This is a genomic window from Streptomyces sp. NPDC052042, assembly GCF_044548345.1.
In the GTDB taxonomy this organism is placed as follows: Bacteria; Actinomycetota; Actinomycetes; order Streptomycetales; family Streptomycetaceae; genus Streptomyces.
In genome coordinates, this window is the sequence record NZ_JBIUBU010000001.1 from 788,454 (window position 1) to 803,502 (window position 15,049).

12 protein-coding genes and 2 tRNA genes are annotated in these 15,049 nt (G+C 71.4%); 1 reads left to right on the forward strand and 13 read right to left on the reverse strand.

Going from position 1 to position 15,049, the window contains the following annotated elements:
• Nucleotides 1-465 precede the first annotated feature (465 nt).
• Nucleotides 466-1,452: a DNA polymerase III subunit delta gene (holA, locus tag ACIHCL_RS03415; protein WP_399856452.1), complete on the reverse strand. Its 987-nt coding sequence runs from the start codon at nucleotides 1,450-1,452 to the stop codon at nucleotides 466-468.
• A gap of 507 nt (nucleotides 1,453-1,959) precedes the next feature.
• Between holA and ACIHCL_RS03420 the strand changes: the two genes are divergently transcribed.
• Complete coding sequence (locus ACIHCL_RS03420; RefSeq protein ID WP_399856454.1) at nucleotides 1,960-2,205, forward strand: hypothetical protein; 246 nt, start codon at nucleotides 1,960-1,962, stop codon at nucleotides 2,203-2,205.
• Between the two features lie 27 nt (nucleotides 2,206-2,232).
• Here the strand turns inward: ACIHCL_RS03420 and ACIHCL_RS03425 are convergent, their stop codons facing one another.
• From ACIHCL_RS03425 to rsfS, 12 genes are all read right to left on the reverse strand, one after another.
• On the reverse strand, nucleotides 2,233-3,129 hold the full coding sequence (locus tag ACIHCL_RS03425) for a YceI family protein (RefSeq protein WP_399856456.1): 897 nt from the start codon (nucleotides 3,127-3,129) through the stop codon (nucleotides 2,233-2,235).
• 371 nt (nucleotides 3,130-3,500) lie between these two features.
• Nucleotides 3,501-6,077: a ComEC/Rec2 family competence protein gene (locus tag ACIHCL_RS03430; protein WP_399856458.1), complete on the reverse strand. Its 2,577-nt coding sequence runs from the start codon at nucleotides 6,075-6,077 to the stop codon at nucleotides 3,501-3,503.
• On the reverse strand, nucleotides 6,074-6,799 hold the full coding sequence (locus ACIHCL_RS03435; protein ID WP_399856460.1) for a helix-hairpin-helix domain-containing protein: 726 nt from the start codon (nucleotides 6,797-6,799) through the stop codon (nucleotides 6,074-6,076). Before ACIHCL_RS03435 ends, ACIHCL_RS03430 begins: the two co-directional genes overlap by 4 nt.
• Nucleotides 6,800-7,354: 555 nt before the next feature.
• Complete coding sequence (locus ACIHCL_RS03440; RefSeq protein ID WP_399856462.1) at nucleotides 7,355-8,200, reverse strand: DegV family protein; 846 nt, start codon at nucleotides 8,198-8,200, stop codon at nucleotides 7,355-7,357.
• Nucleotides 8,201-8,340: 140 nt separating this feature from the next.
• Entirely contained in the window at nucleotides 8,341-9,120 is a 780-nt protein-coding gene (locus tag ACIHCL_RS03445) for a hypothetical protein (protein ID WP_399856464.1), read from the reverse strand.
• A gap of 247 nt (nucleotides 9,121-9,367) precedes the next feature.
• Nucleotides 9,368-12,241 (reverse strand): leucine--tRNA ligase, encoded by a 2,874-nt coding sequence (gene leuS / locus ACIHCL_RS03450; protein ID WP_399856466.1) that lies wholly within the window; start codon nucleotides 12,239-12,241, stop codon nucleotides 9,368-9,370.
• A gap of 491 nt (nucleotides 12,242-12,732) precedes the next feature.
• Nucleotides 12,733-12,805 (reverse strand) — tRNA-Ala (locus ACIHCL_RS03455).
• A gap of 136 nt (nucleotides 12,806-12,941) precedes the next feature.
• Entirely contained in the window at nucleotides 12,942-13,175 is a 234-nt protein-coding gene (locus tag ACIHCL_RS03460; protein ID WP_399856468.1) for a hypothetical protein, read from the reverse strand.
• 3 nt (nucleotides 13,176-13,178) lie between these two features.
• Complete coding sequence (locus tag ACIHCL_RS03465) at nucleotides 13,179-13,340, reverse strand: hypothetical protein (protein ID WP_399856470.1); 162 nt, start codon at nucleotides 13,338-13,340, stop codon at nucleotides 13,179-13,181.
• 383 nt (nucleotides 13,341-13,723) lie between these two features.
• A tRNA-Ala gene (locus tag ACIHCL_RS03470) sits at nucleotides 13,724-13,796 on the reverse strand.
• Between the two features lie 160 nt (nucleotides 13,797-13,956).
• A complete protein-coding gene (locus ACIHCL_RS03475; protein ID WP_399857127.1) occupies nucleotides 13,957-14,610 on the reverse strand; it encodes a histidine phosphatase family protein in 654 nt (217 codons plus the stop codon).
• Complete coding sequence (gene rsfS, locus ACIHCL_RS03480) at nucleotides 14,607-15,038, reverse strand: ribosome silencing factor (protein ID WP_399856472.1); 432 nt, start codon at nucleotides 15,036-15,038, stop codon at nucleotides 14,607-14,609. The genes ACIHCL_RS03475 and rsfS overlap by 4 nt, the downstream gene beginning before the upstream one ends.
• Nucleotides 15,039-15,049: the final 11 nt, after the last annotated feature.

A 15,049-nucleotide genomic window follows, 5' to 3' on the forward strand; every position in this document is an offset into this window, starting at 1 on the left:
CCGGTGTGGATCCGTCGGTGCGGATCCGTCGACACGGGACCCGTCCGGGGACCGGTCCGTCACCCATCGGCGTGGGCTCGGCGGCACAGGCCCGCCTGTCCCGGCCGGTCATCGGTCGCCGTCGGCCGCCACCGGTCCCGCCAACCGTCGTCGGCCACCATCCGGCTGAGGGGCGGGCGGGTTCTCCATGAGTGGCAGGCCCCGGAACCGGCGGCGTCCTTCACCGCCGGTTCCGGACTTCGCACCGGCCTCGCGCAGGGTCGCCGGAGCATCGGCTCCACCGAGGAACGGTGAAAATCTCGCTCCCGTGCCGGGCGGCCCGACACGAGTGCCCCTCCCCGGCTTCCCGGCTTCCCGGCTTCCCGGCTCCCCGGCTCCCCGGCTCCCCGGCCAGGATCTCGCAAGGGGTGACCAGGGTCCCGCGGGCACCGTCTGGGGTACTGCGCCGGCGCCGCCCCGTCCCGGTCAGCGCCTCGACCGCGCCGCCCGGGCGACCGCGACGACGGCCTTCTCCAAGGCGTACTCCGGATCGTCACCGCCGCCCTTGACCCCGGCGTCCGCGTCCGCGACCGCCCGCAGCGCCGTCGCCACGCCGTCCGGTGTCCATCCCCGCATCTGCTGGCGCACCCGGTCGATCTTCCACGGCGGCATGCCCAGTTCGCGGGCGAGGTCCGCGGGCCGTCCGCCCCGCGCCGAGGAGAGCTTGCCGATCGCCCGCACACCCTGCGCCAACGCGCTGGTGATCAGCACGGGTGCCACCCCGGTCGACAGCGACCAGCGCAACGCCTCCAGGGCCTCCGCCGCCCGGCCCTCCACCGCGCGGTCGGCGACGGTGAAACTCGACGCCTCCGCCCGGCCCGTGTAGTAACGCGCGACGACCGACTCGTCGATCGTGCCCTCGACGTCCGCGACGAGCTGCGAGACCGCGCTGGCCAGCTCCCGCAGATCACTGCCGATCGCGTCCACCAGCGCCTGGCACGCCTCAGGGGTCGCGGACCGTCCCAGCGTCCGGAACTCCGACCGTACGAAGGAGAGCCGCTCGGCGGGCTTGGTCGTCTTCGGGCACGCGACCTCCCGCGCCCCGGCCTTGCGCGCCGCGTCCAGCAGCCCCTTGCCCTTGGCTCCGCCCGCGTGCAGCAGCACGAGGATGATCTCCTCGACCGGATCGCCCAGATACGCCTTCACGTCCTTGACCGTGTCGGCGGAGAGGTCCTGCGCGTTGCGTACGACCACCACCTTGCGTTCAGCGAAGAGCGAGGGGCTCGTCAGCTCGGCGAGGGTGCCGGGCTGGAGCTGGTCGTGGGTGAGGTCGCGGACATCGGTGTCGGGGTCCGCGGCGCGGGCCGCCGCCACCACCTGTCGCACAGCGCGGTCGAGGAGCAGATCCTCCTGGCCCACGGCGAGCGTGACGGGGGCGAGCGGGTCGTCGGTCGAATTCCTTCTGGTGGCCATCGTCATCCAGCATCCCACGCACCACTGACATTGATACTCGGAGGCGGTTCCGGCGGTCTTGGCTCTGCCACTGACCGACGCCCTGCTGGGCTGTCCGGCCCCCTCCCCGAAAGCCACCGCGCGCGGTCGGCGGACCCGGTCCCACCGCAGCCGTGCCGGAGCTGCGGCCGGCCCCGCCGCCGACTCCCGGCCGCCGCACGAGCCGATGACCGGCAAAAAGGACGGCTCACCACGGGCAGCACGAGGTTTCCGCGCCGCCGATTCGGCGCCGCCGGTCGGGAGGTTTCGGCCGTCGAACTCGGGTGCAGGAGAACGAGCCTGCCCTATGCGACCCCGGACGACGCGGAACCCATCGGGACCATCCGTCACTCTCTCGATCTCCGCCACGACTTCTTCGGCACCGCAGCGGCGTACGGCCGGTTCACCACGAGGAACTCTTGGGTACGTCGCCGCGAGGTCGCCGGGAAGACCCCCAGCACCGCGACCGACGTACGGGAGAATGACCGGGTGAGTGATGTGAGACATGTGCTGGTCCTGCCCGATCGCGACGCCGCGGAAGAAGTGGCCGAGGAACTCGGCGACCGCTTCGGGGTGGACGAGGAGCCACAACTCGTCCGTGACGCGTTGGCAGGCGAGGACGACGCCGAGGACGCCCAGTGGCTCGTGGTCGTGGAGGATCCCTCGGGGCGGCTGGACGCCCCTGCCCTCGACGCGCTCGCCGCGGAGTACGAGGGCTGGCTCGAGACCCCGTGAGGGCGGGGGCTGGGGCGGTGCCCCCAGTCAGCGCCGCTGTCCGGCTTTGGGGACGATCTGGATGTCCAGGTCGATGGAGATGCTGGAGCCGACGGCGGCGATGCCCCGGGCCAGCATGGTCTGCCAGGTGAGGGTGAAGTCCTCGCGGTGCAGTTCGGTGGTGGCCCGGCAGGCGGAGCGGGTCTCGCCCTCCAGACCGCTGCCCAGGCCGAGGTACTGGGTGTCCAGCGTGATCGTGCGGCTGACGCCGTGCAGCGTGAGCGCGCCGGTGACGCCCCAGCGGGTACCACCGCGGTGGACGAAGCGGTCGCTGTAGAACTCCATCGTCGGATAGCGGCCGACGTCCAGGAAGTCGCTGGACCGCAGATGGTCGTCGCGCATCTGGACGTTGGTGTCGATGGAGGCGGCGTCGATGACCACGTGCATGGCGGATTCCTCCATGCGGTCCGCGATCCGGATGGCACCGGCGAAGGTATTGAACCGGCCGTGGATGCGTGCCATGCCGATGTGCCGGACCGTGAAACCGACCTGTGAATGCGTCGGCTCGATCTCCCACTCGCCCGGGGCGGGAAGCTGCGGCGGCGCGGCGATCTGCAGGGTGATGTCGCCCAGGCTCGCGTGGCCGCCCTCGACGACCGTGGCCGCGCCGTGGAACGGGGTGAAGCCCTCGGCCGTGACGGCCAGCCGGTACTCACCGGCCGGAACGGTGGCGAGGACGTTGCCGTACGGATCCGTCTCGCCACCGACGACCTTCCGGCCAGCGCTGTCCGTGACGACGAACTCGGCTTGCTGGACGAACTCGTTGACCGGGTCGAGCACACGGCAGCTCAGCACTCCCGCGGTGTGCGGGACTTCGACCCCGGTGAGTGTGTTGCCACGCGGGACACCTGTCGCGCTCTTGCCTCGCAGCCAGCGACCGAACATCTCTTGCCTACCCCCTGGGGTGAGTCACCTTGGGGCCTGACTACTGGACATACACGTCGGAGCACCGGCCCACCGACGAGCATGCATTCGACCACTCTTGTACCGTTCGAGGCAAACAGAGCAGCTCGCGGGCTCTTGTTCAGAGGTGTTACCGAAGGTCCGAATTAGCCTTCTCCTTCGGTGTCGCGGTCGGCCCCTGGCTGCACCGCGGCCGGTGGCGTGGCGCACCGGGCTCCCCGACGCCCGTCCCGGGCCCCTCGGCCCCGCTGCGGTCAATGTCACACCGCTCGGGCGCCCCCGAACCCGGCCCGTCGCGTTCCCAAGCCCACACCCGTCGGACCGTCGACGCCGCGCCTGCCGCCAGGCCGCGTTCACGAGCGACCGACCGCCCGCAGCCCCGCCCCGGTCCCCGACACGGCGATCGCGCCGTCCGTGTCCGTGCGCAGCACCACGGCGCCACCCGCTCTGAGCGCGTCGACGGTACGTGGAGACGGATGCCCGTAGGGGTTGTCCCTGCCCGCGCTCACCAGGGCGAGCCTCGGGCGGACGCCACGTATCAGAGCGGGGTCCTGATGAGCGGAGCCGTGATGGGCGACCTTGAGCACATCCACGTGCGGCAGTACCGGATGCCTTCGCAACAGCCCCTGCTGGGCCGGGGGTTCGAGGTCGCCCAGGAGCAGCAGTGTCGGCCCGCCGGTCCGCACGTACAGGGTGATGCTGGAGTTGTTCGGCTCCCTCGGCAGGAATTCCCCCGGCAGCGCGGAGACACCACCCGCAGCCCCACCACCGGGCCATATGCCGACCGAGGGCCAGAGGACCTGCCAGTCAAGCGGGCCGATCCGGCGGCGTTCGCCGGGGACGGTCCGGACCAGGGGGACACCCGACTCCGCGGCCGTTCTCCGCACGAACGCCACCTGCTCCGGAGGTTCGTCCAGGTTCGTCGTCTGGATCGCCCCCACCGCCCTCCCGCGCAGCACCCCCGGCAGTCCCCGTACGTGGTCCGCGTGGAAGTGCGTGAGCACCACGAACGGCACCTCTGAAACCCCCAGTTCGTTCAGGCACCGGTCGACGAGCGCCGGATCGGGACCGGCGTCCACGACCACACCTCTGGTGTCCCCCGCGGCCAGCACCAGCGCGTCCCCCTGCCCCACGTCGCACATCGCGAACGCCCAGTCGGGAGGCGGCCATCCGGTCAGTACCCGGGTGAGCGGCGCCGGCCGCAGCACCGCCAGGACCAGCAAGAGCGCGACCGCCGAACAGACCCATGGGTGACGCACCGCGCGACGGGCGAGCAACAACACCAGAACCGTCAGCACGGCGAGCAGCAGCGCCCCCTTCGCACCGTCGGGCCAGTCGATCGCCGCCCCGGGCAGCGACGCCCCGGAACGGGCCACCGACGCGATCCACCCCGCGGGCCATCCGGCGACCCGGGCGAGCGGTTCCGCCACCGGTATGGCCACCGGCGCGATGGCGAGCGCCGCGAATCCCAGCACCGTGGCCGGAGCCACCGCGAACTCGGCCAGCAGATTGCAGGGGATCGCCACCAGGCTGACCCGAGAGGCGAGCAGCACGACGACCGGCGCGCACACCGCCTGCGCCGCCGCAGCCGCGGCGAGCGCCTCGGAGACCCGGGGCGGCACCCCGCGCCGCCGCAACGCGTCGCTCCAGTTCGGCGCGATGGTGAGCAGGGCGCCGGTGGCGAGCACGGAGAGGACGAATCCATAACTGCGCGCCATCCACGGGTCGTACAGGACCAGCAGCAGGACCGCCGCGGCCAGCGCGGGGACCAGTGATCTGCGGCGGCCCGTGCCGATGGCGAGCAGCGTGATCAGTCCGCAGACCGCGGCCCTCAGCACGCTCGGCTCGGGTCGGCAGACGGTGACGAAGGCGAGCGTGAGCCCGCCGCCGAGCACCGCGGTCAGCCGCAGCGGAATGCCCAGCCGTGGTGCCAGACCGCGGCGTTCGGCGCGTAGCGCGGTGCCCGGCGGCCCGATCAGGAGGGCCAGCAGGATGGCCAGGTTGGCACCGGAGACCGCCATCAGGTGGGTGAGGTCCGTCGCCCGGAAGGCTTCGTGCAGCTCCGGCGACACCCGTGACGTGTCGCCGACCACCAGCGCCGGCAGAAGCGCCCGGGCATCGGGCTCCAACCGCTCGGTTGCGCTCCGCAGACCGCCGCGCAGCGCGCCCGCCGCGCGCTGGACCGGGGAGGGCGGCCCGATGATACGGGGCGGGCCCTTGCCGTCCGCCCGGAGCACGGCGGCGCTGCGCTCCCCGTCGTGCAGGGGTGGTGCCAGTCGGCCGCCGATGTGCAGTCGGGTGGAGGGGAGCAGCCGCTGCCACCGGGCCGTCGGTCCGCCGGGCGGGACGATCAGCAGCACGGGTGTGCGCACCCGGGTGGCCTCGCCGTCGGGCCCGGTCAGCCGTGTGAGCTCGGCATCGATGAGAAGCGAGACGGGGGTGCTGTGGTCGCCGCGCACCCGTGGCACGGTCTGTCGCGCGTCGGAGGTCACCGTCACCTCCGCCTCGACTCTCGCGAACCGCTGTGCCAGGTCATGTACCGGCCCGTGCCGTACGTCCGCGCTGTGCAGTCCGGCCGACACGGCCCCGGCGGCCGCGCAGAGCAGCGCCGCCGCGGCGGCGGACGCGGTGACGCACGGCCGCCGACAACCTGTCGTGCTCCCGGCGTCGGTGGGCTCTCCTCCGGCCCGGCGTCCAGGGAGCGCACCGGGCATGGACATCCGCGGCAGCGCCAGGAGCACCAGGGCGGCGCCGACACAGAACACCGCTCCCGTCGCCGTCCACCATCCGGGCGCGCTCAGTGCGAGCGCCGCCCCGGCCCAGGCGGCGATCGCCGACGGGACCAGTCTCAGGTCCACCGGCCCCTCCCACCGAGCCTGGGACGCCCAGGGCCGATCACCCGGCTCCGCATGGGCCTCCGTCGCGCTCATGGCCCGACCAGCGGCCGGAGGTCGGCGAAGCGCCGGTCGCCGATGCCGTTGACCTCGCGGAGCTCGTCGACCGAGCGGAAGCCGCCATGCTGAGTCCGGTAGTCGATGATGCGCTGGGCGAGCACCGGTCCGACGCCGGGGAGTGCGTCGAGTTGATCGAGGGTCGCGCTGTTGAGACTGACGGGCCCGGTCGCGGGGCCCGAACCACCCCCCGTACCGTCGACCGGCGGCCCCCCGCCGATCGCGGGAGCGTCCGGAGGGGCCCCCACCACGATCTGCTCCCCGTCCACGAGGACCCGCGCCCGGTTCAGCCCGGTGAGGTCGACGCCCGAGCGGACCCCGCCCGCCGCCCGTAGCGCGTCGGCGACCCTGGAACCGGACGGCAGCTTCTGGATGCCCGGCTCGCGCACCTTTCCGCTCACGTCCACGACGACATGGGCGGCCTCCCCCGCCGCCGGTACCGGTCCGGGCGACGGCTCGGGTACACCGGTGCCACCCGGCGCAGGATGCGAGGCCCCTGCGTGCGTGGACCCGTCGACCAGGTCGGGTGGCTGCACGGGGTGGGGACGTGCCGACCAGAAGTGCGCCACCGCGAAGCCCACGGCGACGGCCAGGACGACGGCCAGCGCGGCAAGGGTCCTGGGCTCCACCCCGCATCTGAGCTGGAGCCATACCGGAATCCGCTCCCGCAGCGCGGGCCCCACCCGAGCCCTCCACCCCATGGGGGCGGAGTCGTGCCGCGGCGCCGAGGCCGGTTCCGGTGACGCGTTCGAACGGGAGGTTGTCGCAGGAGCGGGGGCGGGTGGCGCCGCCGGTAACGGGCTCGGCCCCACGGGCGCACCGGGATCCGGACCGGTGGGCGCCCCCGGCGCGGGCCGCCCGCCCGGTCCCCCGTCCGCCCCTTCCGTGAGATCCGCCCCTGCCATGAGCGCGTCCGCGCGACGACGCCCGGCCGCCGCCCCACCGTCCGCGCTCCCACGCGCCAGTCGCCGCCGTCCGGGTCCGAGACCGGAACCGCCACGACCGCGCCCCGGCCCGCTGCCGACGCCACCGCCCTCACCGGTCGCATCAAGTGTGCTGGTCGCGCGGAGTGTTCGCAGAGTCATGCCTCACGACGGTAGGCACGTCGGCCCGAATCCGCTGGGCCGAGCCGATTCCGGTGGACAACCGGTCAGTTGTGAATAACTCGGCCACACCGAGGAGTGAAGTCCGGGGCGCTGTCGAATCGTGGACGAGATCCGGGGAACCGAGGTTCAAGAGCCGAGAGCCGGCCCGCCTCAGTGCGGCGAGATCACCGCGCCCAGCAGACCGGGCCCGGTGTGCGCGCCGATCACCGCACCCACCTCGCTGACATGCAGCTCGACCAGACCAGGCACCCGCTCGCGCAGTCGTTCGGCAAGCCGCTCGGCCCGCTCCGGTGCCGCCAAGTGGTGCACGGCGACATCCACCCGTGCGCCACCCGCCGCTTCCGTGGCGATCTCCTCCAGACGCGCGATCGCCTTCGACGCCGTCCGCACCTTCTCCAGCGGTTCGATGCGGCCACCGTCCAGTCGAAGCAGCGGCTTCACCGCGAGCGCCGATCCCAACAGCGCCTGCGCGGCGCCGATACGGCCACCGCGGCGCAGATATTCCAGCGTGTCGACGTAGAAGTACGCGGACGTGCCCGCGGCCCGCTTCTCCGCGGCCGCGACGGCCTCGTCCAGGCTCCCGCCCTCCTCCACCGTCTCCGCCGCCTCCAACGCGCAGAAGCCGAGGGCCATGGCCACCATTCCGGTGTCCACCACGCGCACCGGAACCGGCGCGTCCTTCGCCGCGAGCAGCGCGGCGTCGTACGTGCCCGACATCTCGGCGGAGAGGTGGAGCGAGACGATGCCGGTGGCTCCGGCGTCGGCCGCCGCCCGGTACGCGGCGGCGAAGACCTCCGGGCTGGGCCGGGACGTCGTCACGGGGCGACGTTTCTGGAGCGCCGCCGCGAGCGAACGGGCCGAGAGCTCCGTGCCGTCCTCCAGTGCCTGATCGCCGAGGACGACGGTCAGGGGTACTGCGGTGATGCCGTGCCGCTCCATCGCCTCGGGGGGCAGGTAGGCCGTGGAATCGGTGATGATCGCGACATGGCGGGACATGAGCGGGAGGTTACCTGGCCGGCCCGCTGCCCGGCAGTCCGGCCCCGGCCGATCGGCCGCTGTCGTTCGTTTCGCCGCACGTCCCGGTGTCGCCGGCTCGGACCGGACCGCGTCCCGGCGTCGGCCGACCGCCGAACGGCTCAGTTCGTCGTTTCCGGGCGGACCGTCTTCTGCCACGGGTAGGCCGACCGGATCCCGGGGTCCGCAGGCGGTATCGCCCGCACCTGGCCTCCGGCCGCTCCGCGCTCGTCCCGGTCGCCGGGCGCCCGGTGGTTCTCCTGTTCCTCTCCCCGCCGCTGCCCTTGCCCGTGACGATCGCCCCGGGTGTGCCGGTCGTCCTGCGGGCGGCCCTGTCCCCGGACCGGCTCGTCCGGCTCGGTCGTCCAGTGCCGCAGCGCCCCGGCCTCCATGTCGATCTGCGCGTTCAGCGCCTCCAGATCGTCGTCGACGAACCGCCGCGCCCGGTCCCGCGCGGCCCAGCGCAGCGAATTCGCCGAGTGCATGATCCGTTCCGTGCGTTCCTTCAGCTCGGGCAGCAGCGAGGCGACCGTCGCCCGGTCGGGCTCGCGCTCCAGCCTCTTCAGATCCTCGTCGAGCTCGTGTCCATGCACACTCAGCCGCCGGAAGAGGTCCAGCGACTCCTTGAGCGAGGCGTCCTCGACCACCCCGGTCTGCAGCGCCTCCTGCGTGGCCCGCATCGAGGTGCGCAGCGAGAGCCTCAACTGCGCGAGCTCTCCGGCCACGCCCGTCTGGCCGTAGCTCTTGGCCCGCAGCGTGGTGTCCTCGACCGCACGGCGGGCCTGGACGATCGTGCGGTCCACTCCCCGCCTCGCCGCACCGATGACCTTGACACTCGCGTACACGCCCAAGGCGATGAACGCGAAAAAGAGCAATCCCAGGATCAGGATCACGGCTTCCATGAGCGCCCCTCGGGTGTCGTATCGGCTGCCGGACGCCGGCCCCTCCACGGTAAACGCTACGGGCAGGTTGCGGGTTCCCTTCCGACCCGCAACCTGCCCGTAGGGGATCGCCCCCACATCACCCGAGGCGGCCGCCCGGTCGCCTGTCCACGACCGGCACGGGGACGATCACACCGTTGTCACGCAGCCATCAGCGCTGGTCACGCGGGTTGATCGCTGCCGTTCGCACGGAGCCGCTCAGCGCCGGTCACGCGGGGACGATGTTGACCAGCTTCGGCGCCCGTACGATCACCTTCCGGATGCCCGCACCGCCCAGGGCGGCGACCACCGCCGGGTCCGCCAGGGCCCGCGCCTCCAGATCCGCGTCCGAGATCGTCGGGGGAATCTCCAGGCGCGCCTTGACCTTGCCCTTGACCTGCACCACACAGGTCACGGTCTCGTCCACGACGTACGCGGGATCGGCGACCGGGAAGTCCTGGTGCACCACGGACTCGGTGTGGCCCAGCCGCCGCCACAGCTCCTCGGCGATGTGCGGGGCCAGCGGCGCCACCAGCAGCACCAGCGCCTCGGCGACGCTCCGGGGCACCGGCCTGCCCGCCTTGGTCAGGTGGTTGTTCAGCTCGGTGATCTTGGCGATGGCCGTGTTGAAACGCATACCGGCCATGTCCCGGCCGACCCCGTCGATCGCCTTGTGCAGCGCCCGCAGCGTCTCCTCGTCCGGCTCCGTGCCGACGACGGTGACCCCGCCGGTCTCCTCGTCGACGATGTTGCGCCACAGCCGCTGCAGCAGCCGGAACTGGCCGACGACGGCCCGTGTGTCCCACGGCCGCGAGACGTCCAGGGGTCCCATGGCCATCTCGTACAGGCGCAGCGTGTCCGCCCCGTACTCGGCGCAGATCTCGTCCGGCGTGACGGCGTTCTTCAGGGACTTGCCCATCTTGCCCAGGACGCGGCTGACCTTCTCGCCCTGGTAGTAGAACTTTCCGTCCCGCTCCTCGACCTCGGCCGCCGGGACCGCGATGCCGCGGCTGTCCCGGTAGACGTACGCCTGGATCATGCCCTGGTTGTACAGCTTGTGGAACGGCTCGGAGGACGAGATGTGCCCCAGGTCGTAGAGCACCTTCGACCAGAAGCGGGCGTACAGCAGGTGCAGCACGGCGTGCTCGGCACCACCGATGTACAGGTCGACGCCACCGGTCGGCTGTCCCTCGCGCGGGCCCATCCAGTACTGCTCGATCGCGGGGTCGACCAGCTTCTGGTCATTGCTCGGGTCCAGGTAGCGCAGTTCGTACCAGCAGGAGCCCGCCCAGTTGGGCATGGTGTTGGTCTCGCGGCGGTACTTCTTCGGACCGTTGCCGTCGCCCAGGTCCAGGGTGACGTCGACCCAGTCGGTGTTCCGGGACAGCGGGGTCTCGGGCCGGGTGTCCGCGTCGTCGGGGTCGAAGGTGCGCGGCGAGTAGTCGTCGACCTCCGGCAGCTCCAGGGGCAGCATCGACTCGGGCAGCGCGTGGGCCACGCCGTCCTCGTCGTAGACGATCGGAAACGGCTCGCCCCAGTAGCGCTGCCGGCTGAACAGCCAGTCACGCAGCCGGAAGTTGACGGTGCCCTCGCCGACACCGTGCGCCTTCAGCCATTCAGTGATCCTCGCCTTGGCGTCGACGACACCCAGTCCGTCCAGCGAGATCTCGTCGTTGGCGGAGTTGACCAGCTTCGCGTCGTACGAGGCGAAGGCGTCGTCCCAGGTCGAGGGGTCCGTGCCGCGGTCGTCCGACGGAGCGACGACACAGCGCATCGGCAGCTCGAAGGCGCGCGCGAAGGCGAAGTCGCGCGCGTCGTGCGCCGGTACGGCCATGATCGCGCCGGTGCCGTATCCCATCAGGACGTAGTCGGCGATGAAGACGGGGACCTTCTCGCCGCTGACCGGGTTGGTCGCGTACGCGCCGGTGAAGACGCCGGTCTTGTCCTTGGCCTCGGCCTGCCGCTCCACGTCCGACTTCGCGGCGGCCATCTTGCGGTACGCGGCGACGGCCTCCGCCGGGGTGGCGTGTCCGCCGGTCCACACCGGGTGGGTGCCCTCCGGCCAGGCGGCCGGAACGATGCCCTCCACCAGGTCGTGCTCGGGCGCCAGCACCATGTAGGTGGCTCCGAACAGGGTGTCCTGCCGGGTCGTGAAGACGGTGATGGCGTCCGCGCCGTCGACCGGGAAGTCGACCCGCGCCCCCTCGGAACGGCCGATCCAGTTGCGCTGCTGCAGCTTGATGGCCTCGGGCCAGTCCAGCCCGTCCAGGTCCTTCAGCAGGCGGTCGGCATAGGCCGTGATGCGCATGTTCCACTGGCGCAGCTTGGCCTTGAAGACCGGGAAGTTCCCGCGCTCGGAACGGCCTTCGGCGGTCACCTCCTCGTTCGCCAGTACGGTGCCCAGGCCGGGCGCCCAGTTGACCGGTGCGTCGGAGGCGTACGCCAGGCGGTACTCGCTCAGGACGTCCGCGCGCTCGACGGCGCTCAGCGCACTCCAGGCGCGGCCGTCCGGGGTGGGACGGCCGCCGGTCTCGAACTGCGCGACCAGCTCGTCGATCGGGCGGGCCCGGTCGGCCTCCGGGTCGTACCAGGAGTTGAAGATCTGCAGAAAGATCCACTGGGTCCACTTGTAGTACTCCGGCTCGATCGTGGCGAACGAGCGGCGCTTGTCGTGGCCCAGGCCCAGCCGGCGCAGCTGGGCGGTCATGTTCTCGATGTTGGCCTCGGTGGAGACCCGGGGGTGCGTACCGGTCTGCACGGCGTACTGCTCCGCGGGCAGGCCGAAGGCGTCGAAGCCCAGGGTGTGCAGCACGTTGTGGCCGGTCATCCGCTGATGGCGCGCGAAGACGTCGGTGGCGATGTAGCCCAGCGGATGTCCGACGTGCAGCCCCGCACCCGAGGGGTAGGGGAACATGTCCATGATGAACTTCTTCGGTTTGGCGACCAGCTCCGGATCGCCCGCCAGGTCGCCGCTCGGGTTCGGCGCCTCGTAGGTGCCCTCGGCGTCCCAGAAGTCCTGCCAGCGTGCCTCGATGTCGGCGGCCATCGCCGCCGCGTAGCGGTGCGGCGCAGCCGCCTCGGCTGCGGAATTCGTCTCGCTCATGATCCTCAAAGCTCCATCGATCGTCATCTGCCGGCGCCCACGTCTACGGACACGCGTCTACGGAAACGAAAAATCCCCTCGCACAGGAGGGGACGCCGCGCCGATTCCGACCAGGCATTCTCACCGGTCGGGACTGATCAGCGCGGCTCGCTAAGCAGAAGGCGTACGGCACGCATGGCGCCAGGGTACCGCACGGGTCCGGAACCGGGCCGGGCACGACCGCTCCCCGGACGGGCGGCAGCACCCCTTCGCGCGGCTCGCCGTCCGCGCCGGTGTCCGCCTCAGGACGCACCCACGCGCGGTGCCGGTCGGCACGGCCGGACCGACGCGCCGCATCGGCCATCGGCGCATGGACCGGTGTATGAGCGGGTGGCGCAGCCCGCCGTATGAGCCCAGCGCATCCAATGCACCTGACGCTCCTGACGTACACGTACGAGAAACGAGAAGCGGGCCATCCCTTGACGGATGACCCGCTTCTCGTCTCTTCACTGTGGAGCTAAGGAGAATTGAACTCCTGACCTCCTGCATGCCATGCAGGCGCTCTACCAACTGAGCTATAGCCCCTCGCTGTCCGCCTCCCGGTTCCCCGTGGCGACATCGAGAACATTACCGGTGACCCCGCCGCTCCACCAAATCGTTTCCCGTCTGACCGGATCTGGCCTGTTCCACCGAGGTCCTGGTCACGCTTGGGCACCAGGTTTCACGCCGTGGCGAAGGAGTAGAAGCGCTTGAGCGTGCAGTGGTCATCCAGCAGCCGCCCGTAGATCGGCTCGCCCTCCAGCTCCCGGTAGGTCTCGATGGGGTCACCTTTTATGATCAGCGCCCGCGCGCACTCCTCGCACCAGTACTGATAGTCGGGATTGACCGGGTCCATGTCCCTGACGATGGGCGTGCCGCTGCCGCACCAGTCGCACTTCCGCCTGTGTGCACCCATGAGTCAGCTCCGGATTCGGTCGCCGGCGATGCGCACATGAACGGTCCGGTCGTCGCCGCCGAGCACACGGACCGTGGAGGACCGGGCACCGGCAGGCCGGCCGGTGCGGGCGCGGCGTTCGGGGTCGAGGGGCGGGTCCGGGGGCTCGTGGCGGCTCGCAGGCATGACGCGCTCCCTCCCGTTCGATCCGTAGTAGCCCCCTCCGGCGCTCCGATTCTGCCATGAGCCCGCGAGAGGGGCAGCCCACCGCATATCCGGCCGGTCCCGCCGCCGCGCGAGCCCCGGCACCATACGGAGAAATCCGCCGTTCCGGAACCGGCGGCGACTCATCGGCAACCCCCCTACCGGACAAGGGCGCTGACGGCATCCCCTGATGACGGCACGTCAACACCACGAAGACGTGAGGAAGCAAGAAGAAGCGAACAGCGCGCGTCATGTGCACCGTGCGCCGGAACCGAGGTGGCCGGAGACCGGCTGCGGGCGCACCTGGAACCCGCGACGGCGCGACGCAAGGATCCCGCCCCCTGACAGGGGCGGGATCCTGATTGTGGAGCTAAGGAGAATTGAACTCCTGACCTCCTGCATGCCATGCAGGCGCTCTACCAACTGAGCTATAGCCCCGCTGTTCGCTTTGTTCTCTGCGTTTCCGCGCCGCGAACAAGAAGAACTTTAGCCTGTGACCTGCCGGAAAGTGAAATCGGGCTGTCACCGCTCCGAGGGGGCCCGCGAAGGGCTCTGCGAGGGCCTTCGCACGGCCTCCGGCCCCGGTTCCGCGGCCCGGCTATGTGTCGTCGCCAAGCACCGGCTCGGGCAGCGTGCCCGCGTTGTGCTCCAGGAGGCGCCAGCCGCGCGCGCCTTCGCCGAGCACCGACCAGCAGCAGTTGGAGAGCCCGCCGAGCCCTTCCCAGTGGTGCGATTCCAGGCCCAGCAGCCGGCCGATGGTGGTGCGGATGGTGCCACCGTGGCTGACCACGACGAGGGTGCCGCTGTCGGGCAGCTTGTCCGCGTGTTCGAGCACCACCGGGGCGGCCCGGTCGGCGACCTCGGTCTCCAGTTCCCCACCGCCGCGGCGCACCGGCTCGCCGCGCTTCCACGCAGCGTACTCCTCGCCGTACAGGGCGTTGATCTCCTCATGGGTGAGCCCCTGCCAGACCCCGGCGTAGGTCTCGCGCAGCCCCGCGTCGTACGTCACCTCCATGCCCGTGATCGCGGCGAGCTCGGCCGCCGTGGCGACCGCCCGCCGCAGATCGGACGCGAGGATCGCGTGCGGCCTCACCGAGGCGAGCAGCCGGGCGGCCCGGCGGGCCTGCCCGACCCCCGTCTCGGTGAGTGGGATGTCCGTGGAGCCCTGGAACCGGTGCTCCAGATTCCACGCTGTCTGGCCGTGTCGCCAGAGGACGACTCTGCGGCCCCTGCCGCTCCTGCTGCCGCTCAGCTCCGCTCACCTTCCGTGCCGCCGTTGAGCTTCGCGTGTTCCTCGGCCTTGCCCTTGGTCTTGACCGCGTCCTCGGGGAGTGCGATTTCGGGGCAGTCCTTCCAGAGGCGCTCCAGCGCGTAGAAGACCCGCTCCTCGTTGTGCTGGACGTGGACGACGATGTCTACGTAGTCGAGAAGGATCCAGCGGGCGTCGCGGTCGCCCTCACGGCGTACCGGCTTGGCGCCCAGTTCCTTCAGGAGCCGCTCCTCGATCTCGTCGACGATGGACTTGACCTGGCGGTCGTTGGGCGCCGAGGCCAGCAGGAAGGCATCCGTGATCGACAGCACATCGCTGACGTCGTACGCGATGATGTCGTGCGCGAGCCGGTCGGCGGCAGCCTGGGCGGCGATGTTGATGAGCTCGATGGAGCGGTCCGTGGCGGTCACAAGCAGGCTTT

What these genes read in the sequence shown, in the direction of transcription:
- ACIHCL_RS03445 (WP_399856464.1), bottom strand. Translation starts at nt 9,120, where the DNA reads ATGGAAGCCGTGATCCTGATCCTGGGATTGCTCTTTTTCGCGTTCATC.
- ACIHCL_RS03435 (WP_399856460.1), bottom strand. Translation starts at nt 6,799, where the DNA reads ATGGGGTGGAGGGCTCGGGTGGGGCCCGCGCTGCGGGAGCGGATTCCG.
- ACIHCL_RS03425 (WP_399856456.1), bottom strand. Translation starts at nt 3,129, where the DNA reads ATGTTCGGTCGCTGGCTGCGAGGCAAGAGCGCGACAGGTGTCCCGCGT.
- ACIHCL_RS03430 (WP_399856458.1), bottom strand. Translation starts at nt 6,077, where the DNA reads ATGAGCGCGACGGAGGCCCATGCGGAGCCGGGTGATCGGCCCTGGGCG.
- holA (WP_399856452.1), bottom strand. Translation starts at nt 1,452, where the DNA reads ATGGCCACCAGAAGGAATTCGACCGACGACCCGCTCGCCCCCGTCACG.
- leuS (WP_399856466.1), bottom strand. Translation starts at nt 12,241, where the DNA reads ATGAGCGAGACGAATTCCGCAGCCGAGGCGGCTGCGCCGCACCGCTAC.
- ACIHCL_RS03465 (WP_399856470.1), bottom strand. Translation starts at nt 13,340, where the DNA reads ATGCCTGCGAGCCGCCACGAGCCCCCGGACCCGCCCCTCGACCCCGAA.
- ACIHCL_RS03440 (WP_399856462.1), bottom strand. Translation starts at nt 8,200, where the DNA reads ATGTCCCGCCATGTCGCGATCATCACCGATTCCACGGCCTACCTGCCC.
- ACIHCL_RS03460 (WP_399856468.1), bottom strand. Translation starts at nt 13,175, where the DNA reads ATGGGTGCACACAGGCGGAAGTGCGACTGGTGCGGCAGCGGCACGCCC.